Origin of the sequence: Streptomyces sp. P9-2B-2, from assembly GCF_030406865.1 — a bacterium.
GTDB lineage: Bacteria > Actinomycetota > Actinomycetes > Streptomycetales > Streptomycetaceae > Streptomyces > Streptomyces platensis.
Window position 1 is genome coordinate 3,007,366 of the sequence record NZ_CP129126.1, and the last position, 26,586, is coordinate 3,033,951.

At 70.5% G+C, this 26,586-nt stretch carries 29 protein-coding genes; 13 read left to right on the plus strand and 16 right to left on the minus strand.

The genetic code is table 11. The features are described 5' to 3' along the window. Positions 1-273: 273 nt before the first annotated feature. Positions 274-978: a gamma-glutamyl-gamma-aminobutyrate hydrolase family protein gene (locus QT196_RS13140; protein ID WP_290354949.1), complete on the minus strand. Its 705-nt coding sequence runs from the start codon at positions 976-978 to the stop codon at positions 274-276. Positions 979-1,124: 146 nt separating this feature from the next. Beyond that, positions 1,125-2,642 (minus strand): MFS transporter, encoded by a 1,518-nt coding sequence (locus tag QT196_RS13145; RefSeq protein WP_290354950.1) that lies wholly within the window; start codon positions 2,640-2,642, stop codon positions 1,125-1,127. Positions 2,643-2,744: 102 nt separating this feature from the next. On the opposite strand from QT196_RS13145, the gene QT196_RS13150 reads away from it, so the two are divergent. Then, positions 2,745-3,656, plus strand: a complete 912-nt coding sequence (locus tag QT196_RS13150) for a helix-turn-helix transcriptional regulator (protein ID WP_266730876.1) — start codon at positions 2,745-2,747, stop codon at positions 3,654-3,656. An 85-nt stretch (positions 3,657-3,741) separates the two neighbouring features. Here QT196_RS13150 and QT196_RS13155 read toward each other — a convergent pair whose 3' ends face one another. Together QT196_RS13155 and dusB are read right to left on the minus strand one after the other, a co-directional pair. Further along, positions 3,742-4,314 carry a MarR family winged helix-turn-helix transcriptional regulator gene (locus tag QT196_RS13155; protein ID WP_168479025.1) on the minus strand — a complete coding sequence of 191 codons (573 nt, stop codon included), beginning with the start codon at positions 4,312-4,314 and terminating at the stop codon, positions 3,742-3,744. 280 nt (positions 4,315-4,594) lie between these two features. Further along, positions 4,595-5,722: a tRNA dihydrouridine synthase DusB gene (gene dusB, locus QT196_RS13160; RefSeq protein WP_168479026.1), complete on the minus strand. Its 1,128-nt coding sequence runs from the start codon at positions 5,720-5,722 to the stop codon at positions 4,595-4,597. A 154-nt stretch (positions 5,723-5,876) separates the two neighbouring features. Between dusB and QT196_RS13165 the strand changes: the two genes are divergently transcribed. After that, complete coding sequence (locus QT196_RS13165) at positions 5,877-7,331, plus strand: MFS transporter (RefSeq protein WP_168479027.1); 1,455 nt, start codon at positions 5,877-5,879, stop codon at positions 7,329-7,331. A 49-nt stretch (positions 7,332-7,380) separates the two neighbouring features. Here the strand turns inward: QT196_RS13165 and QT196_RS13170 are convergent, their stop codons facing one another. From QT196_RS13170 to QT196_RS13180, 3 genes are all read right to left on the minus strand, one after another. Then, on the minus strand, positions 7,381-7,743 hold the full coding sequence (locus QT196_RS13170) for a hypothetical protein (RefSeq protein ID WP_168479028.1): 363 nt from the start codon (positions 7,741-7,743) through the stop codon (positions 7,381-7,383). After that, complete coding sequence (locus tag QT196_RS13175) at positions 7,743-8,468, minus strand: DUF6232 family protein (protein ID WP_290354951.1); 726 nt, start codon at positions 8,466-8,468, stop codon at positions 7,743-7,745. Before QT196_RS13175 ends, QT196_RS13170 begins: the two co-directional genes overlap by 1 nt. 195 nt (positions 8,469-8,663) lie before the next feature. Beyond that, entirely contained in the window at positions 8,664-9,587 is a 924-nt protein-coding gene (locus QT196_RS13180) for a helix-turn-helix transcriptional regulator (protein ID WP_248001126.1), read from the minus strand. Positions 9,588-9,709: 122 nt separating this feature from the next. On the opposite strand from QT196_RS13180, the gene QT196_RS13185 reads away from it, so the two are divergent. The 3 genes from QT196_RS13185 to QT196_RS13195 all read left to right on the plus strand — a co-directional run bounded on the left by QT196_RS13185 (position 9,710) and on the right by QT196_RS13195 (position 13,368). Beyond that, positions 9,710-11,221: an MFS transporter gene (locus QT196_RS13185; protein ID WP_168479029.1), complete on the plus strand. Its 1,512-nt coding sequence runs from the start codon at positions 9,710-9,712 to the stop codon at positions 11,219-11,221. Between the two features lie 186 nt (positions 11,222-11,407). Further along, the gene (locus QT196_RS13190) at positions 11,408-12,412 is read left to right on the plus strand and encodes an aldo/keto reductase (RefSeq protein ID WP_290354952.1); all 1,005 of its coding nucleotides are present in this window, start codon (positions 11,408-11,410) and stop codon (positions 12,410-12,412) included. A gap of 368 nt (positions 12,413-12,780) precedes the next feature. Continuing rightward, positions 12,781-13,368: a TetR family transcriptional regulator gene (locus QT196_RS13195; protein ID WP_085927086.1), complete on the plus strand. Its 588-nt coding sequence runs from the start codon at positions 12,781-12,783 to the stop codon at positions 13,366-13,368. A gap of 104 nt (positions 13,369-13,472) precedes the next feature. Here the strand turns inward: QT196_RS13195 and QT196_RS13200 are convergent, their stop codons facing one another. From QT196_RS13200 to QT196_RS13210, 3 genes are all read right to left on the minus strand, one after another. Beyond that, complete coding sequence (locus QT196_RS13200; RefSeq protein ID WP_290354953.1) at positions 13,473-13,973, minus strand: anthrone oxygenase family protein; 501 nt, start codon at positions 13,971-13,973, stop codon at positions 13,473-13,475. A 116-nt stretch (positions 13,974-14,089) separates the two neighbouring features. Further along, positions 14,090-14,452: a helix-turn-helix domain-containing protein gene (locus QT196_RS13205; protein ID WP_290354954.1), complete on the minus strand. Its 363-nt coding sequence runs from the start codon at positions 14,450-14,452 to the stop codon at positions 14,090-14,092. 98 nt (positions 14,453-14,550) lie between these two features. Then, complete coding sequence (locus tag QT196_RS13210; RefSeq protein ID WP_042154618.1) at positions 14,551-14,754, minus strand: SCO3870 family protein; 204 nt, start codon at positions 14,752-14,754, stop codon at positions 14,551-14,553. Between the two features lie 228 nt (positions 14,755-14,982). On the opposite strand from QT196_RS13210, the gene QT196_RS13215 reads away from it, so the two are divergent. After that, positions 14,983-15,438, plus strand: coding sequence for a nuclear transport factor 2 family protein (locus QT196_RS13215; protein WP_290354955.1), 456 nt, complete (start codon positions 14,983-14,985; stop codon positions 15,436-15,438). A 137-nt stretch (positions 15,439-15,575) separates the two neighbouring features. Here the strand turns inward: QT196_RS13215 and QT196_RS13220 are convergent, their stop codons facing one another. Together QT196_RS13220 and QT196_RS13225 are read right to left on the minus strand one after the other, a co-directional pair. Next, the gene (locus QT196_RS13220; protein WP_168483719.1) at positions 15,576-16,214 is read right to left on the minus strand and encodes a response regulator transcription factor; all 639 of its coding nucleotides are present in this window, start codon (positions 16,212-16,214) and stop codon (positions 15,576-15,578) included. Positions 16,215-16,222: 8 nt separating this feature from the next. Beyond that, complete coding sequence (locus tag QT196_RS13225) at positions 16,223-17,449, minus strand: sensor histidine kinase (protein WP_290354956.1); 1,227 nt, start codon at positions 17,447-17,449, stop codon at positions 16,223-16,225. Between the two features lie 176 nt (positions 17,450-17,625). Between QT196_RS13225 and QT196_RS13230 the strand changes: the two genes are divergently transcribed. After that, the gene (locus QT196_RS13230; protein ID WP_266730886.1) at positions 17,626-18,063 is read left to right on the plus strand and encodes a hypothetical protein; all 438 of its coding nucleotides are present in this window, start codon (positions 17,626-17,628) and stop codon (positions 18,061-18,063) included. Positions 18,064-18,307: 244 nt separating this feature from the next. Here QT196_RS13230 and QT196_RS13235 read toward each other — a convergent pair whose 3' ends face one another. After that, positions 18,308-19,690, minus strand: a complete 1,383-nt coding sequence (locus QT196_RS13235; RefSeq protein ID WP_168479037.1) for a glycine--tRNA ligase — start codon at positions 19,688-19,690, stop codon at positions 18,308-18,310. A 210-nt stretch (positions 19,691-19,900) separates the two neighbouring features. Here QT196_RS13235 and QT196_RS13240 point away from each other — a divergent pair, with 210 nt between their 5' ends. The 4 genes from QT196_RS13240 (at position 19,901) to QT196_RS13255 (ending at position 23,154) form a co-directional block, all read left to right on the plus strand. Then, positions 19,901-20,863, plus strand: a complete 963-nt coding sequence (locus tag QT196_RS13240) for a metal ABC transporter substrate-binding protein (RefSeq protein ID WP_168479038.1) — start codon at positions 19,901-19,903, stop codon at positions 20,861-20,863. 32 nt (positions 20,864-20,895) lie between these two features. After that, a complete protein-coding gene (locus QT196_RS13245; RefSeq protein ID WP_168479039.1) occupies positions 20,896-21,675 on the plus strand; it encodes a metal ABC transporter ATP-binding protein in 780 nt (259 codons plus the stop codon). Next, entirely contained in the window at positions 21,675-22,574 is a 900-nt protein-coding gene (locus QT196_RS13250; RefSeq protein ID WP_168479040.1) for a metal ABC transporter permease, read from the plus strand. The genes QT196_RS13245 and QT196_RS13250 overlap by 1 nt, the downstream gene beginning before the upstream one ends. A 151-nt stretch (positions 22,575-22,725) precedes the next feature. Continuing rightward, complete coding sequence (locus QT196_RS13255; protein ID WP_168479041.1) at positions 22,726-23,154, plus strand: transcriptional repressor; 429 nt, start codon at positions 22,726-22,728, stop codon at positions 23,152-23,154. A gap of 74 nt (positions 23,155-23,228) precedes the next feature. Here QT196_RS13255 and QT196_RS13260 read toward each other — a convergent pair whose 3' ends face one another. From QT196_RS13260 to QT196_RS13270, 3 genes are all read right to left on the minus strand, one after another. Beyond that, positions 23,229-24,047, minus strand: a complete 819-nt coding sequence (locus tag QT196_RS13260; RefSeq protein WP_168479042.1) for an isoprenyl transferase — start codon at positions 24,045-24,047, stop codon at positions 23,229-23,231. A gap of 56 nt (positions 24,048-24,103) precedes the next feature. Then, positions 24,104-24,850 (minus strand): DNA repair protein RecO, encoded by a 747-nt coding sequence (recO, locus tag QT196_RS13265; protein WP_168479043.1) that lies wholly within the window; start codon positions 24,848-24,850, stop codon positions 24,104-24,106. A gap of 91 nt (positions 24,851-24,941) precedes the next feature. Next, complete coding sequence (locus QT196_RS13270; protein WP_290356642.1) at positions 24,942-25,154, minus strand: hypothetical protein; 213 nt, start codon at positions 25,152-25,154, stop codon at positions 24,942-24,944. Between the two features lie 118 nt (positions 25,155-25,272). Between QT196_RS13270 and QT196_RS13275 the strand changes: the two genes are divergently transcribed. Both QT196_RS13275 and QT196_RS13280 read left to right on the plus strand, forming a co-directional pair. Continuing rightward, positions 25,273-26,106 (plus strand): helix-turn-helix transcriptional regulator, encoded by an 834-nt coding sequence (locus QT196_RS13275; RefSeq protein WP_290354957.1) that lies wholly within the window; start codon positions 25,273-25,275, stop codon positions 26,104-26,106. Then, positions 26,088-26,378, plus strand: coding sequence for a DUF397 domain-containing protein (locus QT196_RS13280; RefSeq protein WP_290354958.1), 291 nt, complete (start codon positions 26,088-26,090; stop codon positions 26,376-26,378). Before QT196_RS13275 ends, QT196_RS13280 begins: the two co-directional genes overlap by 19 nt. Positions 26,379-26,586 lie beyond the last annotated feature (208 nt).

Here is a 26,586-nt window from a genome sequence, read left to right on the forward strand (position 1 = left end):
GTCGACATACCTGCGTAACCAGTCGTCCGCCACTAGATCGAAAGTGATCACGCCTTTGGGTCAGACTTCATTACCTGAATGCATCACTGCGCTACGTAGCAGAAACGCGGATCTGTGCTACGCACTGCAACGAATGGGTTAATGAGTCGAACACATGAAGCATGGCACCCGGTGCCACCATTGGAGAGGTGGAGCCCCGCTTCTACTGCTCATCTGAGCGCCACCCCTATCAGGGGTGGCGAGAATCACGCGCTCATGTGTGACCGGGTTCCATCATTTGGACCCGCTCGCGGCTATGTGATCAAGGAAAGCGTCCACCAATGCGCGGGCTCGCGCGCGGACGGCAGGGAGATCTGCCCGCAATTCGGCCACCAGCCGCTCCGGGTCGACACCCGCCTCGGCCGCGATCGCCGCCCCGTCATCGTCGAACCACGCCTGGAGCACCTCCGGCGTCACCTCCGGATGGAACTGCACGCCCCAGGAGCGGCCGCAGACGAAGGCCTGCGAGGCGACGTCGTTGCGCGCCAGCTCCCGGGCGCCCGGCGGCAGCAGCCAGCGCTCCCCGTGGAACTGGAGCCAGGGGCCCGGCCCGACCAGCTCCGGTGCGTCGGTCGTCAGGCGGCTCCAGCCCAGTTCGAAGCGCGGGGCGGCCTCGACGCCCCCGCCGAGCGCGGTGGCCAGCGCCTGGCCGCCGAAGCAGATGCCGAGCACCGGGACCCCGGCCCGGTGCGCCGAGCGCAGCAGGGCCAGTTCCGCCTCGATCCAGGCGTTCCTCCGCGCCACCGACCACGGAGCACCCAGCGTCAGGATCAGGCCATAGTCCTCGGCCGCCGGGAACGCCACGTCGACGTCCGGAGTTGTATACCGCTCGGCCGGCACGACGAGCAGTTCGTCGAGCTCATAGCCCCGTTCGGCCAGCCGCTCGCCCACGTGACCCGCGGTGGACAGATGGTCGTGAACGATGACCAAGGCACGCACACCGGTCACCCCCTCCCGTTGGCGGGGCCGCCGGGACCCCGGTACAGACACTCCGTTTGGGCTCAAACTTCAGTATCGCCCGGGAGGCCGCCCGGCGCGATGGCTCTGCCGTACGTCCCGGGGGCCGGCGGGGCGCCGCGCCACGCTCAGCGCCGGTTGCGCAGCAGCGGGAGCAGCGCCAGCGCCCCCAGCAGGGCGCCGGCCGCCACCGGCAGCGCGGTCGCGTACAGAGCCTGCGCCGAGGCGACGGCCGACGGGGCACCGGCGGCGCCGGCGGTACCGGGACGGTCCGCGAGGGCCAGGAAGACGCTGCCGTACGCCGCGACCCCGACCACCTGCGCGAGCTGCGGGACGGTGGTGAGCACCCCGCTGGCGTCCGAGGCATCCGCGGGGGCGATCCGGGACAGCGCGAGGGTCAGCAGCGGGCTGGTGGTGTACCCGAGACCAAGGCCCCAGAGGAGCTGGAGCGCCGGGAGGACGGGACCGCCGTGGCCGCCGGTGCGCAGGGTCCACCCGATGCCGAGGTAGCCGGCCGCGGTCAGGGCGCAGGCGGCGGCGATCATCGGCAGATGGCAGCGGGCGGGCAGCTTCTGCCAGGTGAGGCTGCCGGTGGCGACGCCGAGGGCCAGCGGGGCGAAGGCCAGACCGGCGCGGGTCGCGGACTCGCCGAGCCCCGACTGAAGATGCTGGGAAAAAGAGAAGAGGAAGCCGGCGTAACCGGCCATGCCGAAGAACAGCGCGGCCGCACCGCACACCAGGTCCTTCGAGCGCAGCACCCGACCGGGCACCAGCGGAGCCCCGCCGCGCCGTGCGACCCCCCGCTCGACCAGCACGAACACCACGGCCATCGGGACCACCGCGCTCAGACAGAGCGCCGTCCACAGCGGCCAGTGCTGCTCATGGCCCAGGACCAGCGGGACGACGAGCAGCAGCAGCGTGGCTGTCAGGGTGACCAGGCCGGGCAGGTCCAGGCCCTTGGCCGACGGGGGCGCCCCGGCGGGCAGCAGCCGTACCGCGGCGGCCAGCAGCGCCAGCCCGACCGGCACATTGATCAGAAAGACCGGGCGCCAGCCGGTGCCGAACAGATCCGCGCTGACCAGCAGTCCGCCGGCGACCTGGCCGACCACCACGGCGACCGCGATCACCGCCGCGTACAGGCTCAACGCCCGTGCCCTGGCGGGGCCTTCGAAGGTCAGCTGGATCAGGCTGTAGATCTGCGGGACCATCAGCCCCGCCCCGATGCCCTGCACCACCCGGGCGGCGATCAGCGCCCCCGCCCCCGGCGCCAGACCACAGCCGAACGAGGCGAGGGTAAAGGTGGCGAGACCGGCCAGGAAGACGGTCCGGAAGCCGTGCCGGGCACCGAGCCGGGCGCCGGTGATCAGCAGCGCCGCATAGGAAATCGTATAGCCGGAGACGATCAACTGGAGTGCGGAACCGGTGGTGTCGAGATCGGTCCGCATGGTCGGGGTGGCGACATTCACCACGGTGGCATCCAGCAGCGCCATGAAGACCGCGCCGAGAATGACGAGAAGAATTCCGGTGTGCCGCGGTCGTTTTCCGTTCGGGGCAACGTGCTTCCTGTGCGCCGTGCCGTCGTCCACGGATTCGGCGGCGGATATCCGGCCGGATCCGGGGCGGCGGTCCTGGGTCATCTCACTCATGGCAGCGATGATCACGGCCGGGGTATTCGGGTACCAGATATCCAGTGATCCTGGTACCGGCGGTATCTGGCACGGGGTCACGGCGTCCCGCATGATGGTGCGGTGTCCAGCACCAGCACCCGTTCCCCAGCCGCCGCGGCCGCCCGGCGCGGTGAACTCGCCACGTTTCTGCGGCTTCGCCGGGAGCGCATCACCCCGGCGGACGTCGGGCTGCCCGGCGGCCCGCGGCGGCGCACCCCGGGACTGCGCCGCGAGGAGGTCGCCCAGCGCGCCGGTGTCGGAATCGCCTGGTACACCTGGCTCGAACAGGGCCGGGCCATCAACCCGAGTGTGCAGGTGCTCGATGCGATCGCCCGCGCGCTGCTGCTCGGCCCGGCCGAACGCGAGCATCTGCACCGTCTCGCCGGGGTCCCCGGGGCCGCGGCCTGCACCCCGGCGCGGCAGCCGCTGCCGCCCGAGGCGCAGACCATTCTGGATTCCCTGAATCCCCTGCCGACAGGCCTGGTGTCCGCCGGTTATGACGTGCTGGCATTCAATGACGCCTATGCGGCGCTCGATCCCCGTATGGTGCTGCTGCCGCCGGCCGACCGTAATGTACTGTGGCGCCTTTTCACCGCGGACGAGAAAAGCCAGCCGCTCGTCGACTGGAAACGCGAAGTCTCCTTCATGGTCGGCCAGTTGCGCGCCGAATTCGGGCGCCGGCTCCATGACCCGCACTGGCGCGCGTATATCCGGAAACTCTCCGAGGCGAGCCCGCTTTTCGTGGACATGTGGGACCGGCACGAAGTCACCGCACCGGTCACCCACCGCAAGCGATTCCGGACGGTCGACGGCCGCGAGGTAACGATTACGGCGACCGGATTCACGACGACTGCCGTCCCGGACGCCAAGATGTGGATTTATACGCCGGCCGACGGGGACGCCGTCCGGGTACTCGGTGAACTCCTGGGCCGCTACCGGGAGTCCGGGGCCGCCGGGCTGGTGGCCGCCGGTGCGGGCGGCCCGGGGAGCTGACCACCGCAAGGGCTTGATGCGGAGCCAAGGCCGTGGACGCGGCCCGGGGCGGTGCGCCCGGCAGCCACGCCCCCGGCCCGCTCCCCTACCGCTTCGCCCGGCGTCCGCTCCGCCGCGGGTGCGGGTCCTGGCCGTCCAGCAGCTCCAGCCGCCGCTCCTCGCCCCGGGTCTCGACCTGCGCCACGATCCGGCCCAGCAGCTCCGCCAGGTCCAGCGCCTCGTCGTCGCTCAGCCCCTCGGTGACGAAGACTTCTTCGGCATGGAACTCCGGGAAGACCCGGGCCATCAGCCGCTCGCCCTCGGGCGTCAGCGCGAGCAGGGCAAGGCGTCCGTCGGTCGGATGGTCCTTGCGCTCCAGGAGACCGCGGCTCTGGAGGGTGCGGGCGACACCGGTGAGCGTGCCCTTGGAGATCCCGGCGTCCTCGGCGACCCGGCGGGTCTCCCGCTCGCCGCCGATCCACACCACCCACAGCACGACGAAGGAGGTCCAGGTCAGCTCGACACCGCGCAGTACGGAGTTCTCGAAGTGCTGTCGTACGGCCGCCGCGGCGCGGTAGAGGTGCGCGACCGCGGCCATCCGCTCGTGGCGCACGGGGGTGTCACCGAGCTTGGCCTGTACGTCCTTCTCCGCGTCCCCGGTGGAACGGTGCCCGTTCACCACAGCGACTCCCTCGGCCGGTCCGTCGGTCCCGCCCACCGTCTGCCGTCTGCCGTCTGCCGTCTGCCGGACCTCGTGGGCGGCCGTACGAGCTGCCGCAAACCGCCCGTACGGGATCAAACGATAGCTCGGTCCGATCCCGCCGGGCCTGGTTCGCGCGCCGACACGCCCCACGGGTACACGGGTGCCGTATATGCCGGACGGCGGCCTCCTGGCCAAAGGGGCCCGTGCGGGGAGCCACGCACCGGAGCAGCCGGAGCAGAGCCGGCGCCCGGCGGGCTCAGCCGCCCGAGGTGTCCAGCTCCGCGCCCGCGTCCACGCCCGCGCAGTCGTACGGGTCGTCCAGCCAGCCGTCCGGCAGCACGACGCGGTTGCGGCCCGACGTACGGCCGCGCGGGCCGTCCGCGCCCGCCGGCCACGGCTGGTCCAGGTCCAGCTCCGACAGCAGCGCGTCCAGCTCGTCGAGGGAGGAGGTCACCGCGAGGCCGCGGCGCATCTCGGAGCCGATCGAGAAGCCCTTGGTGTACCAGGCGACATGCTTACGGAAGTCGATCACACCGCGCGCCTCGTCGCCGATCCACTCACCGAGGAGGGTGGCATGCCGCACCATGACGGCGGCGACCTCCTTGAGCGTCGGCTGGGCGTACGTGCCGGTGCCTTCGAAGGCGGCGACCAGGTCCCCGAACAGCCACGGCCGCCCCAGGCAGCCGCGCCCCACGACCACGCCGTCGCAGCCGGTCTCCCGCATCATCCGGCGGGCGTCCTCGGCCGACCAGATGTCGCCGTTGCCGAGCACCGGGATCTCCGGGACGTGCTCCTTGAGGCGGGCGATGGCGTCCCAGTCGGCGGTGCCGCCGTAGTGCTGGGCCGCGGTGCGCCCGTGCAGCGCGATCGCCGTGATGCCCTCCTCGGCCGCGGTCCGCCCCGCGTCGAGGTAGGTGATGTGGTCGTCGTCGATGCCCTTGCGCATCTTCATCGTCACCGGCAGCGCGCCCGCGTTCGCGACCGCTTCCCGCAGGATCGAGCGCAGCAGATTCCGCTTGTACGGGAGCGCCGAGCCACCGCCCTTGCGGGTCACCTTCGGGACCGGGCAGCCGAAGTTCAGATCGATGTGGTCGGCGAGGTCCTCGTCCGCGATCATCCGGACGGCCTTGCCGACGGTGTCCGGGTCGACGCCGTACAGCTGGATCGAGCGCGGCTTCTCGGTCTCGTCGAAGTGGATCAGCTGCATGGTCTTCTCATTGCGCTCGACCAGCGCCCGCGTCGTGATCATCTCGCTGACGAACAGGCCCTTGCCGCCGCTGAACTCCCGGCACAGCGTCCGGAACGGGGCATTGGTGATCCCGGCCATGGGCGCGAGGACCACGGGCGGCTGCACCGCGTGCGGACCGATCTGGAGCAGAGTCATGACGGCGATACCTTCGGCTTTCTTCGGCTTCCGTTGGCGAGGGCGGGCGGGCCGCGGCCGTACGGGTCACCGGCCGCTGCGACCTCCCATTGTCCCGCACTACGGGAGTGGCCCTGCCGGGGCCGGAGACGGCGGATCGTTGTAGCGTTCAAGAATGCCTGAGCTCAGTCGTCGACGGCGTCTTCTGGTGCTGGCGATCTGCTGTATGAGCCTGCTGATCGTCAGCCTCGACAACACCATCCTCAATGTCGCGCTGCCCTCCGTACAGCGTGACCTGCACGCCACGGTCGCCGGTATGCAGTGGACCATCGACGCCTACACCCTGGTGCTGGCGGCGCTGCTGATGCTGGCCGGCTCCACCGCCGACCGGCTCGGGCGGCGCCGGGTCTTCGTGACCGGCCTGGTGGTCTTCGCGGCCGGCTCGCTGCTGTGCAGCCTGGCGCCGAGTCTGGAGTGGCTGGTGGTCTTCCGGATGGTGCAGGCGGTCGGCGGCTCGATGCTCAACCCCGTCGCGATGTCGATCATCACCAACACCTTCACCGAGCCGCGCGAGCGGGCCCGGGCGATCGGGGTGTGGGGCGGTGTCGTCGGCATCAGCATGGCGGCCGGGCCGGTGATCGGCGGGCTGCTGGTGCAGAGCGTCGGCTGGCGCTCGATCTTCTGGATCAACGTCCCGATCGGCGCCCTCGCGCTCTTCCTGACCCTGCGCTATGTCCCCGAATCGCGCGCCCCCAGGCCGCGCCGCGTCGACCCGGTCGGCCAGCTGCTGGTGATCGGGCTGCTCGGCTCCCTCACGTACGCGATCATCGAGGCCCCGGACGCCGGCTGGGCGTCCCCGGAGATCCTGGCGTTCGTGCTGCTCGCGCTGGCCTCGCTGGCCGGTCTGATCGGCTATGAGCGGCGCCGCCGGGAACCCCTGATCGATCTGCGGTTCTTCCACAGCGCGCCGTTCAGCGGGGCCACGGTCGTGGCGGTCTGCGCCTTTGCCGCGCTGGCCGGCTTCCTCTTCATCAATACGCTGTATCTCCAGAACATCCGCGGTCTGTCCGCTTTGGACGCCGGTCTCTACATGCTCCCCATGGCCGGGATGACGCTGATCTTCGCGCCGCTGTCGGGGCGGCTGGTCGGCAGCCGCGGGCCCCGGCTCCCCCTGCTCCTGGCCGGGGCCGCGATGGGGGCCAGCGGGCTGCTCTTCGCGGCGTTCGACGCCCAGTCGGCGGATCCGCTGATGTTCACCGGCTATGTGCTGTTCGGCATCGGGTTCGGCCTGGTCAACGCGCCGATCACGAACACCGCGGTGTCGGGGATGCCCCGTACCCAGGCCGGGGTGGCCGCCGCGGTCGCCTCCACCAGCAGACAGGTCGGCCAGTCACTCGGCGTCGCGGTGATCGGCGCCGTACTGGCGAGCGGGGCGCATGCCTCCGCCACCGCGGACGCCTTCCTCGCGGCCGGCCGCCCGGCGTGGTGGATCATCGCCGGCTGCGGCGCGGCCGTCCTGCTGCTCGGCGCACTGACCACCGGCCGCTGGGCGCGGGCGACCGCCGACCGCACGGCGGCACTCTTCAAGGAGGAGGCCCCGGGGTACCGGCCGGCGGACGCGCGGTCCTAGACGTACGGTCCGGCTCCAGGCGCCCTGCGCAGGAGTGGTGCGCGGGTACTTACTGCGCGCCCAGGAGTCCCAGCACCTTGTTGACGGCCTCGACGATCGGTACGCCGAGCGCGCCCAAGGTCCCGGCGATGCCCGCGACGGCGTACAGCGCGCGGTGCCGCTCCTGCTGCGGGACATTCGCCTCGGCCCGGAGAGCGGGCAGCGAGTCATCGAGGGCCTCGGCGCCCGCCTGCGGGACCTGGCCGCGCAACTCCTGCACCAGGACGAGGAGTTCGCGCAGCGCCTCCTGGGCGGCCGGGGGCATCTCCGGGGCCGGGGTGACGCGCTTGTCGATGCCGACGTTGCCGGAGCCGCCGTGCAGGGTGACGTGGTCGCCGCTGCCGAAGTAGTAGTGCTGACCTCCGCCGCTCATCAGCTCGCCATCCCCACGTTGCCGGTGCCGCCGTACATGTTGACGTTGTCCCCGAAATAGTAGTGCTTGGGGCTGACAGCGACGGTGTTCACCCGCACCGTGAACTCGGCCGCGGGGTTCTCGATCGCGTGCGCGATCTGGTGGGCGAGCCGCCGCAGTTGGTCCGGGTCGGGGCTGGACACCACGGCGCTGGAGGAGCCCGTCGTCTCCACGGCCAGGACGAAGTGCGGGAGCGCGCTGAGCACCTTCAGCATCTTCACCAGGGAGTAGACCAGTGCGGCACCCGCGGCGATCACCACGAGGACGGTGACTCCGCCGGAATCGTCGCTGCTGCCCCCGAAGCCGCTGTTGGTAGCGGCAAGCAGGAGGAGGAGAACCGTGGCCACCCCGAGGAGCAGCAACCGCTTCACGAAGAGCAGGACGGCTTCCTTGCGCCGGGGGTGGATGGTGAGCGTGTACACCCGCGCGACGTTCTGGAGCGGGTAGTAGGCGTCACCGACCCAGAGCAGCCGCTTGCTGACCCGCAGATCGACCCCGATGATCGACCGTCCCGATGCCGCCGGTGCCACATCGGGGTAGGGATCGGCGGCAGGCGACGGACCGACCGGTGGCTGCGGCGGGGCAGCGGGCGGCGGCGGTGGGGCCGCGGGCGGCGGGCCCCCGTGGGTGTCCCGGTCCGCTGCCGGCGGGTTCCACGACTGCTCCGCCGGGTCTGTTGATGTCATACGAGTCCCCCTCGTCAGACCTCAGCGAGTGAGATCCGGTCACCTCGTGGCAAGGAGAGCTGTTCCCCTCTCCGTGCCGCACCATGCAAGAGGATTCGCTGTGTCAGACGTGTTGCCACAGACGGAAGTTGGTTATCCGTGGACGCCCCTCGCCCCCTCAGTCTTCCTCGGCTCCTCAGGCCCTCGCCCGTACGGTCACACCGCCGCGAGCGCCGCCGGCTCGGCTGCCAGTTGCTCCAGCCGCTCCCGGGACATCTCGTCCACGGGCGTGTAATACAGCAGCTTGGGACCGGGGTTGGGCCCCGTCCACAGGCTGGTGGCGGTCAGCTGGAGGGGGCCCACCCGCGGATGCCGGAAGATCTTCACGGCGCTGACGGGACGCAGGACCTCGTGCTGCGCCCAGATCTCACGGAACTCCGGCGAGGCCTCCATCAGCCGCGCGACCAGCGCCTTCCAGGCCGGCTCGGCGAGATGCTCGGCCATCGACGCCCGGAACTTGGCGGCCATCACCCGCAGCGTGGCCTCCAGGTCGCCGAGGCCGGCCCGCCACACGGGGTGGGTGAACGCCAGCCACATACAGTTGCGGTCCTCTTCGGGCACCGCGTCGAGATCGCACAGCAGACGGCCGTAGGTGCGGTTGTAGGCGAGGATGTCGAACCGGCTGTTCTGGACGACCGCGGGGAACGGCGTGAGCTGGTGCAGCAGTTGCCACAGCTCCCGGGTGACGCCCGTGCACTCCCTGCCGGGCATCGGATCGACCGCCCCCGCGAGCGCGAACAGATGGCTGCGCTCGGCGCGGTCGAGCAGCAGCGCACGGGCCACCGCGTCCAGGACCTGCGGCGATACATGGATGTCCCGGGCCTGTTCGAGCCAGGTGTACCAGGTGACCCCGACCGCGCCCAGGTGCGCGACCTCCTCGCGGCGCAGTCCGGGCGTACGCCGGCGGGCGCCGCGCGGCAGTCCGACCTGCTCGGGCGTGATCCGCTCCCGTCGGCTGCGCAGAAAAGCGGCCAGCTCGGCCCGGCGGGCGGCGCCATCGCGCGGGGCGGTGCCGTACGGCGGGGCGGCGGCGCCACCGGGGCCTGTGGCAGGCTGCGGCAGGAGCGGGTCCACGGTCATGGGTCCAGCCTGCCGCAGGCCCGATCCTGTTGCCAGGTAGTACTGGTACCAGGATAAGAACACTCTGGTACCCGGCTGAGCGGTCGACGATCGTCGACCCCGTGAGCGATACCCGAGCACAGATGACCACCACGGAAGCCCCGGCCGGGCGCCTCGGCACCCTGGCCACCGCCCCGGAGGCCGCGTCCCCGGGCGCCCCGGCGACCCCGGAGGCACCGGCCGCACCCGGCCCCGCCCGACAGCAGCAGACCTCGACCGTGCTGACCCCGCTCGGCCTGCTGACCGTACTGCTGGGCGCGGCCCTCCCCATGATCGACTTCTTTATCGTCAATGTCGCCCTGCCGACCATCGACCACGATCTGCACGCGGGCCCGGCGATGCTGGAGATGGTGGTGGCCGGTTACGGCGTCGCCTACGCGATGCTGCTGGTGGTCGGCGGGCGGCTGGGCGACATGATCGGCCGCCGCCGGATGTTCCTGTGGGGCCTGGCCGCCTTCGGGCTGACCTCGCTGGCCTGCGGTCTGGCGCCGGACGCGTGGACGCTGGTGGCCGCCCGGGTCGCCCAGGGCGCCGCGGCCGCCCTGCTGCTGCCGCAGGTACTGGCCACCATCCAGGCGGCGACCACCGGCAAGCGGCGCGCCAAGGCCGTCAGCCTGTACGGCGGCACGGCCGGGGTGTCCAGCGCCGTCGGCCAGGTACTCGGCGGGCTGCTGGTCTCCGTCGACCTGGCGGGCACCGGCTGGCGCGCGGTCTTCCTGGTGAACGTCCCGATAGCCGCCGCGGCCTGGCTGCTGGCCGCCCGTACGGTCCCCGAGACCCGCTCCCCGCACCCGGCCCGGGTGGACGGCCCCGGCACCGCGCTGCTCGCCGCCACGCTGATCACCCTGCTGCTGCCGCTGACCGAGGGGCGGGCGGCCGGCTGGCCCCTGTGGTCCTGGGTCCTGCTGGCCGTCTTCCCCTTTGCCGCCACCGCGTTCGTGCTGGTCGAGCGCCGGGCCGAGCGCCTCGGCCGGACGCCGCTCGTCCCGCCCTCGCTGCTCCGCATCCCCTCCGTGAACAGCGGACTCCTCATGCTCGTTCCGTTCACCCTGGGCTTCGGCGGCTTCATGTTCGTGGTGGCGGTCGCCCTCCAAAACGGCCTGCACTTCGGCCCGTTCGCGGCCGGACTGTCCCTGGCACCGCTGTGCGCCGCCTTCTTCCTCGCCTCGCTCGCCGGTCCGCGGCTGGTGCTGCGGTTCGGGCGGCGGGTGGTGGTCGCCGGCTCCCTGATCCAGGGCACCGGGCTGGCGCTGCTGGCGCTGACCGTGCACGACGGCTGGCCCGGGATATCGGTGGCGACCCTTGCGCCGAGCATGGCCGTACTGGGCTTCGGCCAGGGCATGGTGATGCCGGTGGTGATGCGCATCGTGCTGAGCGAACTGCCGATGACACAGGCGGGCGTGGGCGGCGGCGTCATGGTCACCACCCAGCAGTCCGGCCTCGCCCTGGGCGTGGCCACCCTCGGCACCCTCTTCCTCTCACTGCTGCCGTCCGTCGGCATCCGCGACGCCCTGCTCGCCGCCCTGCTGACGCAACTGGCGATCGTCGCGGGCACCACGCTGCTCACCCTGCGCCTGCCCCGCACTGTGCGGTGAGGTGCGGGGAGGTGCACTGAGGTGAGGTGAGGCGCGGTGAAGCGCTGCACCCCTCGACCGACACATGACGACTGACAGATATTGAAATCTGTCAGTCGTCATGCCATGCTGAGTGCACGGCAGCCGTTCCCCGTCCCCTCCCTCCCCCTCACCCCTCACTCCCGTCATCACCTTCAGGAGCACACAGTGCAGACCCGCACCCTGGGCACCACCGGCCCGCAGACCTCCGCTCTCGGCCTCGGCTGCATGGGCATGTCCGCCCTCTACGGCGACAGTGACCGCAGCGAATCCCTCGCCACCGTTCACGCCGCCCTCGACGCGGGCATCACCCTGCTCGACACCGGCGACTTCTACGGCATGGGACACAACGAACTGCTGATCAACGAGGCGCTGCGCACCGCCCCCGCGGCGGCTCGCGAAAAGGCGCAGATCAGCGTCAAGTTCGGCGCCCTGCGCACCATCGAGGGCGGCTTCACCGGCTACGACGGCCGGCCGAACGCGGTGAAGAACTTCGCCGCGTACTCCCTCCAGCGCCTGGGCACCGACCACATCGACATCTACCGCATCGCCCGGGTCGATCCGGACGTCCCGATCGAGGAGACCGTCGGCGCCATCGCCGAGCTGGTCGAGGCCGGTCATGTCCGCCACATCGGCCTGTCCGAGGTGGGCGCACAGACCCTGCGCCGGGCTGCGGCCGTGGCCCCGATCTCCGACCTCCAGATCGAGTACTCCCTCCTCTCCCGCGGCATCGAGGAGGCGATCCTGCCGACCGCCCGGGAGCTGGGCATCGGCATCACCGCCTACGGGGTCCTGTCCCGCGGCCTGATCAGCGGCCACTTCACCCGCGACCGCAAGCTCGCCGCGAATGACTTCCGGGGTATGAGCCCGCGCTTCCAGGGCGAGAACCTCGACCGCAATCTCGACCTGGTGGACGCCCTGCGCAAGATCGCCGACCAGAAGGGCGTCTCGGTCGCCCAGACCGCCATCGCCTGGGTGCTCTCCCGCGGCACGGACATCGTCCCGCTGGTCGGCGCCCGCCGCCGCGACCGGCTGACCGAGGCCCTCGGCGCCCTGGACATCACCCTGGACGCCGACGATCTGTCCGCGATCGAGCACGCCATCCCGCCCGGCGCCGCCGCCGGCGACCGCTACCCCACCGAGCAGATGGCCCACCTGGACAGCGAGCACTGACGAAGGAGGAGACACACCGGCCCCAGCGGGCCAGCGGACCATCGGGGCATCGGGGCATCGGGGCATCGGGGCATCGGGGCATCGGCGCATCGGCGCATCGGCGCATCGGCGCATCGGCGCATCGGCGCATCGGCGCATCGGCGCATCGGCGCATCGGCGCATCGGCGCATCGGCGCATGCTGGCCACCGGGCCTACCTACGAGCCACCGTCCATGCGGCCACCGCAGCGGGTACGGGGCGCGGCCAGGTACCGTCCGTACGTATCACCGTCCCCACAACGCCCCCACGCGGTCCCCGCCCGGTCCCGCCCGGTCCCACCCCGTCGCCGCCGCGTGACCGCCCGCCCTCCCGAAAGGCCGACCCGCCGCATGCCCCCCGAGACGTTGACTCCCGAGCGCATCCTCGAAGCCACCGAGGAGGTGCTGCGCCGCTACGGCCCGGCCAAGGCCACGGTCGTCGATGTGGCACGGGCCCTGGGCGTCAGCCATGGCAGCGTCTACCGCCACTTCCGTACGAAGGCGGCGCTGCGGGAGGCGGTCACGGCACGCTGGCTGGACCGTACGAGCCAGGAACTGTCGGTCATCGTCACGGCGGAAGGACCTGCTCCGGAGCGGCTGGACCGCTGGCTCACCGCCCTCTTCGAGGCCAAGCGGCACAAGGCCGGCGACGATCCCGAACTGTTCGCCACCTACATGACGTTGATCGGCGAGAGCGGCGGCGTGGTCGAGCGCCATGTCACCGACCTCGAATCCCAGCTCACCTCCATCATCGAAGCCGGTGTGAGCCAGGGCGACTTCCACACCCCCTCCCCCGCCACCACCGCCCGCGCCGTCTTCGACGCCACCGGCCGCTTTCACGACCCGTGTTACGCCCCCGAATGGTCCCGCCCCGAGATCACCACCGACTTCGAGGCCGTCCGCGACCTGGTCCTGCGCGGCCTGCGCACGGATGCCTGAACAGGAGCAACATCTGCGCTGACGGGGCAGCACACGTCAGATGCAGTGCCGGCCCTCCTGGGGCCCGGGCGCCCCCTGCCGAATTCCGTCCGCCCACCCCGCCCCTACCCCACCCCCGCCGTGCCGTGCAGAAAGAGGGCCCAGGCGAGGAGGCCGAAGGCCGCGGTGTGCAGGAGGGCGCGGACGGTGTTGAAGGTGACCCAGCGGCCCTCGAAGGCGGCCCGGGCGGCCTCCGCGCGGCTGTCGTCTCCCGTATCGGCCTTGTCCAAGGCGTTGTTGAGCGGGACATTGACGCCGCTGGTGACGAAGAAACCCGCCAGGTAGAGCACCAGCGCGCCGACGATCCAGGGCAGGGCCACCCGCCCCTGGCCGTTCCAGGCCAGAACCGTGGCGAGGACCAGCAGAGGGATCGGCAACAGAAAAGGGACCAGGAACCAGCCGTTGAGGATGGCCCGGTTGATGTGCTGCATGGCCTGGACGAAGGTACGGTCGGCGGAGCGGGCGAGGCCGGGCATCACCGCGTAGGCGAAGGCGGCGAACAGTCCGGCCATCAGGCCCGCGCCGAGCGTCGCGACCAGCAGCGTGGCGGTCTGCAAGACCCTCATGGCTCCTCCGCATGCGATACGTGTGCGATACGTGGTGCGATACGCGGTCCGATCCGTGGGCCGACCCTACCGAGCACATCCCCGGGGCCCGTCCCACCCACCAGGAGGAGCTGCGATCAGGTCTGTTCCCCGGCGCCCGGGCGGGAGCGCTCGGCCAGCTCCGCGGCCCACCCGTCCGACCAGCGGACGAGAGGGCGAAGGGCCCGGTAGGCGTCCTTGCCGAGGTCGGTGAGGGCGTACTGTCCGTCCGGTGTCTGCTCCACCAGGCACGCGTCGACGAGTTCGAGCAGACGTTGGCGCAGCACGCTGGACGACATGTTGTCGCACCGTTGCTGAAGGGAGCGGAAGCCCAGGGAGCCTTCCTTCAGCTCCCAGACGACGCGCAGCGTCCACCGCCGGCCGAAGAGGTCGAGCGCGGCCATGAGCGGCCGCCCCGTGGTCGAGCCGCGTACGGGCCGTCCCGGTGTCGGCGATGCCATGGGCGGTTCCTCCTCCGGACGTTCCCGCGGTGAGGGCGATCATCGCACGCGACGGGCGCCGGGGCGGCTGCCCCGGCGCCCGTCGGCAGCGGCGGAACTCAGTCCGAACTCTGCTGGCGGTAGCGGACCCACGTCACGACCGTCAGGCACGCAGTGGTCCACATCAGGACGCTGGTGGTGGCCACGGACTCGACGTACGGCTCGTAACCGTTGGCGCGCAGCTGGACCGCGAGGACGCCCAGCACCGTCCCTAGCGCCGCGAGCGCGGCGGACAGGGAAGCGAACGGAGGCTGCTGTCTCATGTCATCTCCTTTTGAGCTGGAGCCGGCAGGTTGATCATCAAGTCTATGCAACGACCGCCCGTCCAGGCGTTGTTGCGTCGCGATCGACGCCAACCACCGAGCACGCCCCATCACCTGACCGGCTGGAGTGCGCGCTTACCTGAGAGGTAATCGCCGTGGGCTGTCGGCGCTGGCAAGAATGGTGATCACCGCGTCGCAGGACGCGGGTTCCGAACTGGAGGATCAGCGATGGCACCGACCACACCCACGACCACGCGTGCTGCGGTGGAGGAGTTGCTGCGCCGGATCGGCGAAGGCGACTCCGAGCGCATCGCCGAGCTGTATGCCGAGCGAGGCGACTGGAAGCTGGACTGGCCGGAGGCCGAACACGGCCGCCCCGCTACCCCGTGGATCCGCCACCGGTCCACCCGGGCCGACGCCGCCGCCCACTACCGCGAGCTCGCCGAGCACCACGTGCCCGGGGCCGCAGCCACCGAGATCGAGCGCACCCTCATAGACGGCAACGATGCGGTCGTGCTCGGCGAGATCCGCCAGACCGCCCGGCCCACCGGACGCGCCTACCGCGCACGGTTCGCCCTGCACCTCACAGTCGAACACGGCCTTGTCACTCGACACCACGTCTACGAAGACAGTCTCGCGGTGGCCCAGGCATTCGAGGCGGAGGGCCCGAGCGAGGACCACTGAGCCACTCACGAGGGAGCCGGGTGACAATCCGGGACCAGTTACCGTCCCGCTGCCGGCGCCGGAACAGGTCATGGACCCGGCCACGGGCCGTACCGTGCAGGCGCATCACGCCACGGAGCACCGGCACGCAACAGGCCCTAGCCCGCCACCCCCAGGAACCGCAGCACCGCCAGCACCCGGCGGTGATCGGCGTCGGCCTTGGGCAGATCCAGCTTGGCCAGAATGTTGTTGATGTGCTTGGCGACCGCGCTCTCGCTCACCACCAGTTGTGCGGCGATGCCCGCGTTGGAACGTCCCTCGGCCATCAGCGCGAGCACGTCCCGTTCGCGGGCCGTCAGCCGCTCCAGCGGATCGCTCGCCCGGCGCACCAGCAACTGCGCGACGACCTGCGGGTCCAGCGCGGTGCCGCCGCCCGCCACCCTCCGCAGCGCCTCGATGAACTCCTCGACATCCGCGACCCGCTGTTTGAGCAGGTAGCCCACCCCGCTGGTGTTCGTCGCCAGCAGATCGGCCGCGTACCGCTCCTCGACGTACTGCGAAAGCATCAACACCGCTGTATCGGGCCACTTTTGACGGATCGCCAGCGCGGCGCGCACACCCTCATCCGTGAATCCGGGCGGCATCCGCACATCCACCACCGCCAGATCCGGCCGGTGCTCCTCGACCGCCGCCAGCAGCTCCGGTCCGTCCCCCGCCTCGGCCGCCACCTCGAACCCGGCCATCTCCACCACCCTGACCAGCCCGATCCGCAGCAGAACGGAGTCCTCGGCGATCACGGCACGCCTCACATCGGGCACGGCAGCTCCACGCTCATCATGGTCGGGCCCCCCACGGGGCTGCTCATCCGGAAGGTTCCGTCCACGGAGCGCACGCGCTGGGCGAGCCCCTTCAGACCGCTCCCCCTGGACGGATCGGCGCCGCCCATACCGTCGTCGGCGATCACCACCCGCAGTATCTCGGCAAGCCGGGTGACCGTCACGTCCGCCCGGGTCGCCTCCCGCGCATGCTTGGCGACATTCGTCAGCGCCTCGGAGACGACGAAGTAGGCGACGGCTTCGATGGCCGGCGCGGTCCGCTGCGGCAGCTCCGCCGGCAGATCCACCCGCAGCCGTACGGGGAGCGGCGCGCGGGCCGCGAGCCCCGACAGCGCGGCGTCCAGCCCCAGTTCGTCCAGAACGGCCGGGTGGAGGCCGCGCACCAGATTGTTGAGCTCCTCGATCGCGTCCTTCGCCTCGCGGTGCGCGGCATCGATGACCTCCTGCGCCTCCGGCGGCAGATCCGTGAGGGTGGCCTTGGCGAGCCCGAGGTTCAGCGCGAGGGACACCAGCCGCTGCTGGGCGCCGTCGTGCAGGTCCCGCTCGATGCGCCGCCGTTCGGCATCGGCGGCGTCCACCGCACCGGCCCGGCTCTCGGTGAGGTCCTCCACCCGCCGCGCCAGCTCATCGGACCGGCTCACCCCCAGCACCGCCCGCCCCACCAGAATCTCCAGCCGGACGAGCCCCGCGGCCAGCGGGGGCACCGCGGCGAGCGCCACCAGCCCCAGCACGGTGAGATAGGCGCCGGTGGTGGTGTAGCCGGGGTACCCGCGGCGCCATTGCGGCGGCACGAGCCACACCCACACCAGGACCAGCGCCGCGACCAGCGCCACCAACACCAGCCCCAGCAGCAGGACTTCCAGCACGCCGAGCAGCGGGCCCACCAGCCAGTTGTAGCCCAACTGCCGCTTTCCCTCCGCGAACCGCAGCCGCGGCAGCTCCACCCCGCATATCGCCCGGAACCGCCACCGCTGCGCCTCGGTGAAGCCGTACCCGGCGACGACCAGCAGAGTCAGCGGGGCCGTCAGCACCACCGGGGCGTCGGAGGAAGTCCCGGTCGCCGTGTCGGCCAGCAGGGACAGCGCCCACCAGGACAGCAGCGCCGGGACGAGATGCAGCGGCACCCCCGCGGCGACGAAGGCGAGGTCGCGCCGCATACGTACGAGAGCCCGGCGCAGCCGGGGCGGGACAGTCATGATCCAACCGTATGGGGACGGTTGATACGGCGGCCATGACAGCAGCGTCCGTACCGGGGGTGTAGCTGGTGCCACCCCAAGTCGGACAGCGACGTTACTGACGGAAGGCCCCCGAAACCGGAGTGTTGATCACGAGCCCGACGGCCGGGTTCGCGACTTCCGAAAGAGACCTTTCCATGTCCCTCAGCGCCTTCAACGCCCCTGCCATCGACGGAAGTTACGCCCGTCGCGACGCCACCGGCCCGGTGCCGCTCAGTGCCGCCCGCCGCCGGCAGGGCCGGATCCTGACCGGCGCCGGACTCGCCCTCCTCCCCTGGCTCGGCTTCCTGGCGGGCACCCTCCCGCCCGCCGAGGCCGCCGCCTGGGTCGCGCTGGACGCCCTGGAGGCCGCCGCCCTCCTCGCCGCCGGCACCCGGCTGCTGCGCGGCGACTCCCACCACCGCGCCCCCGCGGCCGCCGCGGCCGTCCTGCTCCTCGCCGACGCCTGCCTCGACCTGGCCACCGCCGCCCCCGGCACGGAGCTGGCCACCGCCCTCGCCATGGCTGTCGGAGCGGAACTGCCCCTGGCGGGCCTGTGTGCCTGGCTCGCATCGCGGCGGACGCGAGGGGCCTAGGGGGCGGGCGAACAGATCCCGTAAGGGGTACGAGGCCCCCCTGCGGGCCACAACGTGGGGGCACCGCAAGGCATTCCCGCTGCCCCTCCCCGGCGCCAGGACGCCACGGCGCCCAGTCCTCACGGCAATCAGCCCCGCCCCGCACACAAAAGCGCCGGCCCGGCCCGGAAATCCGAGCCCGACCGGCGTTTGAGGTCACAAGGGGGCGCCGTCCCAGAAGGGAACGGCACCGCCCCGCGCAGGACTAGCAGCCGAGGAGTCGCGCCCCCAGGTACGCCTGGATCTGGTCCAGGCTGACCCGCTCCTGCTTCATGGTGTCGCGCTCGCGGACGGTCACCGCGTTGTCGTCGAGGGTGTCGAAGTCGACGGTGACGCAGAACGGGGTGCCGATCTCGTCCTGGCGGCGGTAGCGGCGGCCGATGGCGCCCGCGTCGTCGAACTCGATGTTCCAGTTCTTGCGCAGGTCCGTGGCCAGCCCCTTCGCCTTCGGCGAGAGCTGCGGGTTGCGGGACAGCGGCAGCACCGCGACCTTGACCGGCGCCAGGCGCGGGTCGAGGCGCATGACGGTGCGCTTCTCCATCTTGCCCTTGGCGTTGGGCGCCTCGTCCTCGATGTACGCGTCGAGCATGAAGGCGAGCATCGCGCGGTTCACACCGGCCGCCGGCTCGATGACGTAGGGGGTCCAGCGCTCGCCGGCCTCCTGGTCGAAGTAGGAGAGGTCCTGGCCGGAGGCCTTGGAGTGCGCGCCGAGGTCGTAGTCGGTGCGGTTGGCCACGCCCTCCAGCTCGGAGAACTCGGTGCCGCCGAAGTTGAAGCGGTACTCGATGTCAGCGGTGCGCTTGGAGTAGTGCGAGAGCTTCTCGGCCGGGTGCTCGAACCAGCGGATGTTCTCCTCGCGGATGCCGAGGTCGCGGTACCAGTTCCACCGCTCGGCCATCCAGTACTCCTGCCACTGCTCGTCCTCGCCCGGCTTGACGAAGAACTCCATCTCCATCTGCTCGAACTCGCGGGTCCGGAAGATGAAGTTGCCGGGCGTGATCTCGTTGCGGAAGGACTTGCCCATCTGCGCGATGCCGAACGGCGGCTTCTTGCGGGAAGTCTGCTGCACCTGGGCGAAGTTGGTGAAGATGCCCTGGGCGGTCTCGGGGCGCAGGTAGGCGACCGAGGCGGTGTCCTGCGAGGGGCCGAGGTGGGTGGAGAGCAGGCCGGAGAACTGCTTGGGCTCGGTGAAGCCGCCCTTGTTGCCGCAGTGCGGGCAGTTGATGTCGGCCATGCCGTTCTCGGGCAGCTTGCCGTGCTTCGCCTCGTACGCCTCTTCCAGGTGGTCGGCACGGAAGCGCTTGTGGCAGGAGGTGCACTCGGTGAGCGGGTCGGTGAAGGTGGCGACGTGGCCGGACGCCTGCCAGACCTCGGGGGCCAGGATCACGGAGGAGTCGATACCGACGACGTCTTCGCGCGAGGTGACCATGGCGCGCCACCACTGGCGCTTGATGTTCTCCTTGAGCTCGACGCCCAGCGGACCGTAGTCCCAGGCAGCGCGGGAGCCGCCGTAGATCTCACTGCACGGATAGACGAAGCCACGGCGCTTGCTCAGGCTGACGATGGTATCGATCTTGTCGGCGGCCACGGTGCTCTCTTCATTACGACGACGAACGATGGATGGGCGGCGCCCTAGCGTCTCAATGAGGGGTGCTGGTCAAAAGACGGGCGGGCGAATAGTTCAGGGTACCGGCGGCCGTACCCCCCGGATCAAATCGGTTCCGGCCCACTGTCGCCCCGCTCACACCGCCCCATCCGCTGTTGACAATCGTTTCCAATATTGTTGAAAATGAGTGTCATGAACATACGCCGTCCCATATCCACCGCGACCCTCGCCGGAGTCTCGGTGCTCGGCCTGCTGGCCCTCTCCGCCTGCTCCCCCTCGGGTGGCGCCCGGACCGAGGACGGCAAGCTGCGGGTGACAGCGTCCTTCTATCCCATGGAATTCCTCGCCCGGCAGATCGGCGGGAAGCACGTCGAGGTGACCGACCTCACCAAGCCGGGGGTCGAGCCGCACGACCTGGAGCTCTCCCCGAAGCAGACCGCCCAGCTCGGCGAGTCCGGCGCGGTCGTCTACCTCAAGGGCCTCCAGCCCGCCGTGGACGACGCCGTCGAGCAGTCCGGCGCGAAGCATGTCGCCGACGCGGCCTCCTTCACCTCCCTCGAAGCGCACGGCACCGAGGTCGACGGCCACCACCACACCACCGGCGACAACCACTCGCACTCGGAGTCCGAGGGCGGCAAGGACCCGCACATCTGGCTCGACCCGGTGAAGTACGCCGAGGTCGCCAAGGGCGTCAACAAGACCCTCGCCAAGGCCGACCCGAAGAACAAGGCCGACTACCAGAAGAACACCGACGCCCTGGTGAAGAAGCTGGACGGGCTGAACACCGAGTTCAAGGACGGCCTGAAGAAGCGGTCGTCCGACACCTTCCTCACCACCCACGCCGCCTTCGGCTACCTCGCCGAGCGCTACGGCCTCACCGAGGAGGCCATCAGCGGACTCGACCCCGAGTCCGAGCCCAGCGCCAAGCGCATCAAGGACCTGCACGCCCTCGCCAAGGAGCACCACGTCTCCACGGTCTTCTTCGAGACCATCGCCAACCCCGCCACCGCCAAGGCCCTGGCCGGCGACCTCCACCTGAAGACGGATGTCCTGGACCCGCTGGAGGGGATCAACGACAAGTCCCGCGGCACGGACTACTTCGGTGTGCAGCGCGCCAACCTCGCCGCGCTGCAGAAGGCGCTCGGCAGCAAGTGACGGACACCGCACCGCACGTGACGGAGGCTCCCATGAACCAGCCGCCCACCCAGCCGGTGATCGACCTGCGCGGGGCGACCGCCTCGCTGGGCGCCCGCCCCGTATTGCGCGGTGTCGATCTCACCGTGCACTCCGGCGAGGTCGTCGCGCTGCTCGGCGCCAACGGCTCCGGCAAGTCCACCGCCGTCCGCTCCGTGATCGGCCAGGTCCCGCTCACCGGCGGTGAGCTGGCCCTCTTCGGCACGGAGTTCCGGCGGTTCCGGGACTGGGCCCGGGTCGGCTACGTCCCACAGCGCACCACAGCCGCCGGGGGCGTGCCCGCCACCGTCCGCGAGGTCGTCACGGCCGGCCGGCTGGCCCGTACGAAGCTGGGCATCCTGCGCAAGGCCGACCGGGCCGCGGTGCACCGGGCGCTGGAGCTGGTCGGCATGGCGGACCGCGCCAAGGACTCCGTCAACGCGCTCTCCGGCGGCCAGCACCAGCGGGTGCTGATCGCCCGTGCGCTGGCCGGGGAACCCGAACTGCTGATCATGGACGAGCCGATGGCCGGCGTCGACCTGGCCAGCCAGGAGGTGCTCGCCGCCGCCCTGCGCGAACAGGTCGGCCGCGGCGCCACGGTCCTGCTCGTACTGCACGAGCTGGGCCCGCTGGAGCCGCTGATCGACCGCGCGGTGGTGCTGCGGGACGGCTGTGTCGTCCACGACGGCCCGCCGCCCGAGGCCGTGGGCCAGCACGCGCTGCCCGGCCACGACCATGTCCACCCGCACGCCGACCAGGCCGCGGAACCGATCCGGACGGGGCTGCTCAGCTGATGGAAATCCTCGACTACGCCTTCATGCAGCGGGCCCTGATCGCCGCCCTGATCGTCGGCGTCACCGCCCCCGCCATCGGCATCTACCTCGTCCAGCGCCGCCAGGCCCTGATGGGCGACGGCATCGGCCATGTCGCGCTGACCGGCGTCGGCCTCGGCTTCCTGCTGAACACCAGCCCCATCTGGATGGCCACCGCCGTCGCCATCGCCGGCTCCGTCGTGATGGAGCTGATCCGCTGGTACGGCAAGACCCGCGGCGACCTCGCGCTGGCCATGCTGTTCTACGGCGGTATGGCGGGCGGTGTGATGCTGATGAACCTCTCCGACGCGGGCTCCAACGCCAACCTCGGCACCTACCTCTTCGGCTCGATCACCACCGTCTCGCCGCAGGACATGACGACGATCTACGTGCTCGCCGCCCTGGTGCTGGCGATCACGATCGGACTGCGCCGCCAGCTGTTCGCGGTGTGCCAGGACGAGGAGTTCGCCCGGGTCACCGGCCTGCCGGTGCGGCTGCTCAATCTGCTGGTCGCCGTCACCGCCGCGGTCACCGTCACCGTCGCCATGCGCGTCGTCGGCCTGCTGCTGGTCAGCGCCCTGATGGTGATCCCGGTCGCGGCCGCCCAGCAGATCAGCCGCAGCTTCGCGGTCACCTTCTCGGTGGCCGTGGCGATCGGCGTCGCGGTCACCCTGACGGGCACCACCACCTCGTACTACGTCGACGTCCCGTCCGGCGCCACGATCGTGCTGTTCGCCATCGGCCTGTTCGTGATCTTCACCGGGCTCGCCGCGCCGCTCGCGAAAAAGCGTGCAAGGGCTGCCGCAGAAGCCTCGAAGGGGTGCACTCTGGAGGTACCCGGCGACCGCTCGGCGACGGACGATGTCAGCGTGGCCGGGTGAGCACGGGCGGCAGGAAGCCGGCGGACCACCGCCGGCGACAGATACGTGTATCGGTAAGCGTCTCCCCGGCGGGCGGGGCATCACCTGGCACAATGGCGGGACGCACGTACAGGGGGAAGTCCTGACGTCGTAACGTCCTAGGGAGGCAACGGTGGCGACGAGCGCGGGATCTCCGGTACGCGGCCGGTCGACGCGGCAGCGGACCGCGGTGTCGGCCGCACTCGACGAGGTCGACGAGTTCCGCAGTGCGCAGGAGCTGCACGACATGCTCAAGCACAAGGGCGACTCCGTCGGGCTGACCACCGTCTACCGGACGCTTCAGTCCCTCGCCGATGCCGGTGAGGTCGATGTGCTGCGCACCAGCGAGGGCGAGGCGGTCTACCGCCGGTGCAGCACCGACGATCACCACCACCACCTGGTGTGCCGGGCCTGCGGCAAAGCCGTCGAGGTCGAGGGTCCCGCGGTGGAGAAGTGGGCCGACCAGATCGCCCAGGAGCACGGCTTCCAGGACGTCGCGCACACCATCGAGATCTTCGGGACCTGCGGCGAGTGCGCCGAGCGGGCCACCGAGAAGCAGTAGCGGCAGACCGCACAGCACCGCAAAGGGCCGCCTCCGACGACCGGAGGCGGCCCTTTCGCGTCTGCCCGCAGCCCTTACGTCGCGGTCTCGCCGTCCGACAGCTGCGCGCCGCCGAACCTGCGGTCCCGCTTGGCGTACTCCAGGCACGCCTCCCACAGGTTCCGACGGTCGAAGTCCGGCCACAGAATGTCCTGGAACACCATCTCGGCGTACGCGCTCTGCCAGATCAGGTAGTTCGAGGTCCGCTGCTCACCCGACGGCCGCACGAAGAGGTCCACGTCCGGCATGTCCGGGTAGTACATGTACTTCGCGATGGTCTTCTCGTTGACCTTCGACGGGTCGAGCTTCCCGGCCCGCACATCCGCCGCGATGGCCGCCGCGGCGTCCGCGATCTCGGCCCGGCCGCCGTAATTCACGCAGAAATACAGCGTCATCGCGTCATTGTTCTTGGTCTGCTCCTGGGCGATCTGGAGCTCCTGTACGACCGACTTCCACAGCTTCGGCATCCGCCCGACCCAGCGGATGCGGATACCCAGCGCGTCCATCTCGTCACGGCGCCGCCGGATCACATCGCGGTTGAAGTTCATCAGGAAGCGGACCTCGTCGGGCGACCGCTTCCAGTTCTCCGTCGAGAAGGCGTACAGCGAAAGATTCTTCACGCCCATTTCGATGCAGCCCTTGAGGACGTCCAGGACGACGCCCTCGCCGACCTTGTGGCCCTCGGTACGCGGCAGCCCGCGCTCCTTGGCCCACCGGCCGTTGCCGTCCATGACGACCGCCACATGGTTCGGGACGAGCTCGCTGGGGATCTTCGGCGGCCGGGCACCGGAAGGGTGCGGCTCGGGCGTGAGGTACTCACGTCGATTACGGCCCAGAATCCCGCGTCGTGCCATGCGGCCCACTTCTCCTAGAGGTCTTGAGAGGCGTATTGCCTTGAGGGTCGTGTTCGCTATTTCTCTACGTACCGGAGAGAGCGCAGGCCCCGCTCCAGATGCCAGTGCAGATACGCCGTGACAAGGCCACTGCCCTCCCGGGCATGACGGGCCTCGCAGGCGTCCGCGGTCTCCCAGTCGCCGGTCAGCAGCGCACTGAGGAGCCCGATGGCCTCAGAGGAGGGTACGACGCTCCCCGGCACCCGGCAGTCACCACAGGTCACCCCGCCCGACGCGACCGAGAAGAACCGGTTGGGGCCGGGCAGCCCGCACCGCGCACAGCTGTCGAAGCTCGGCGCGTAGCCGTTGACGGCGAGCGAGCGCAGCAGGAAGGCGTCCAGCACCAGATGCGGCTCGTGCTCCCCGCGGGACAGCGTCCGCAGCCCGCCGACCAGCAGCAGATACTGCTGTACGGCGGGCTCGCCCTCGTGCGCGGTGAACCGCTCGGCGGTCTCCAGCATGGCCGTCCCGGCCGTGTAGCGGCCGTAGTCGGTGACGATCCCGCCGCCGTACGCCGCGATCGTCTCGCTCTGCGTACACAGCGGCAGCCCGCGCCCGATCAGCTCGCTGCCGCGGGCGTGGAACTGCACATCGACATGCGAGAACGGCTCCAGCCGCGCCCCGAACTTCGACTTCGTCCGCCGCACCCCACGGGCCACCGCACGGACCCGGCCGTGCCCCCGGGTGAGCAGCGTGATGATCCGGTCCGCCTCACCCAGCTTCTGGGTGCGCAGCACGATGCCGTCGTCGCGGAACAGACTCATGGCGCCATTCTCGCCCATGGCGAAGCGGGCGGGTCCGGGTGCCCCTCAGGCCCGCTGCCCCCTCAGCCCCGCTCGGTCCCGCCGCTCCCGCTCAGTCCCGCGCGCCCCTGGAGTGCTCCGTCAGGGCGTCGGTGAGCTGCCGGGCGACCTCCATCGAGCAGCGCCCGAGCTCGACGAGCGGCGGGATGTAACGGTGCGCGATCGACACGGGATCCGGGCGCAGCGAGGGCAGGACGACGCCGGCCCTGGCCAGGGCTTCGCGCAATTCCGACGTCACGGCTTCCACTTCCTTGAACTGCTGCATGAGCATCCGCACTTTCCGTGAGGGGTTTCACTGTTCGCAGTCAGAGCGTGACGGTACGGAACTACGCTGGGCAAGGGCACCGCCACTGCAACGGGTGCGCAGAGAAAGGACGTACGTCATGGCCAACGCTTCACGGCAAGCCGCCTGGGAGTTCTGGGGGACGGAGCTGAAGCGCCGCCGGGAGGACGCGGGGTTAACCCAGGAGGCCCTGGGCCGCCGCGTCTTCGTGTCCGGCGGCTACATCGGCCAGTTCGAGCAGGCGATCAGAAAGCCGCAGTTGGACGTGGCAGTGCGCATCGATGAGGTCCTGCAAACCGATGGCTTTTTCGAGCGGACCTGGCGAAAGCTGATCGACGACAAGCGGTATCCGGATTATTTCGCGGGAGCGGCGGAGCTGGAACCGCTGGCAACGAAGATCTGCGAGTTCGAGCCCATGATTGTGCCAGGGCTGCTCCAGACACCGTCGTACGCACAATCGCTCCTGCTCGGAGGCAATCCGCTCGCGACGGACGAGTACATCGAGGACAAGGTACGCGGCCGACTGGACCGGGCCGTCATCCTCAAGGACGCTTCACGGCCTGTCTATTGGGCTGTTCTGCACGAGGCTGCACTGCGGGTACCGGTAGGCAGTCCGAGCGTCATGACTGAGCAGCTGGAGCACATCGCGCGGCTCACTCACGAACGAAAAATCCTGTTGCAGGTCCTCCCGTTCGCGGCCGGGGCACATCCAGTGATCGGCAAATCACTGCGACTCATGGAGTTCGAGGACGCCCCGCCAACCGTCTATACGGAAGGCCTGTATTCGGGGACCTTGCTGGACGATCCGGCCGTAGTGAAGCGCGTACAGCAGGACTACGATCTGCTCAGGGCCGCCGCGCTGTCGCCGGAGGCGTCCCGGGCCCTGATCGAATCGGCGGCGGAGGACCACAGACGATGCGTGAGTACGACCTGAGCGCCGCTCGCTGGCGTAAAAGCAGCTACAGCGACACCAACGGTGGCAATTGCGTCGAGGTCGCCCACGACTTCCCCGGCGCCGCCTCCTGGCGCAAGAGCAGCTACAGCAGCGGCGACCCGGACAACTGCCTTGAGGTCTCCGACGCCCACCCCGGCGTCGTCCCCGTCCGCGACAGCAAGACCCCCCACGGCCCCGCGCTCGTCTTCCCGGCTGCGGGATGGACCACATTCGTCGACGCCGTCAAAAACTCGCATTTCGCCGACGCCTGACCGCCTTTCACCAGCTGTACACAACAGGCTCACAAAGGCCCCGCCATCCCCCTGGATGACGGGGCCACATCACGTTATGGTCCGGGTCATCGTGGGCGGAAGACGACCTTCCGCACTTCTCAGTCGCCCCGTGGAAGTGGCCCTCACGGCTCGTCAACTGCCCGGTAGCATCCCGTGAAGTTCGGCAACACTCCGCCGTGAAGGCATC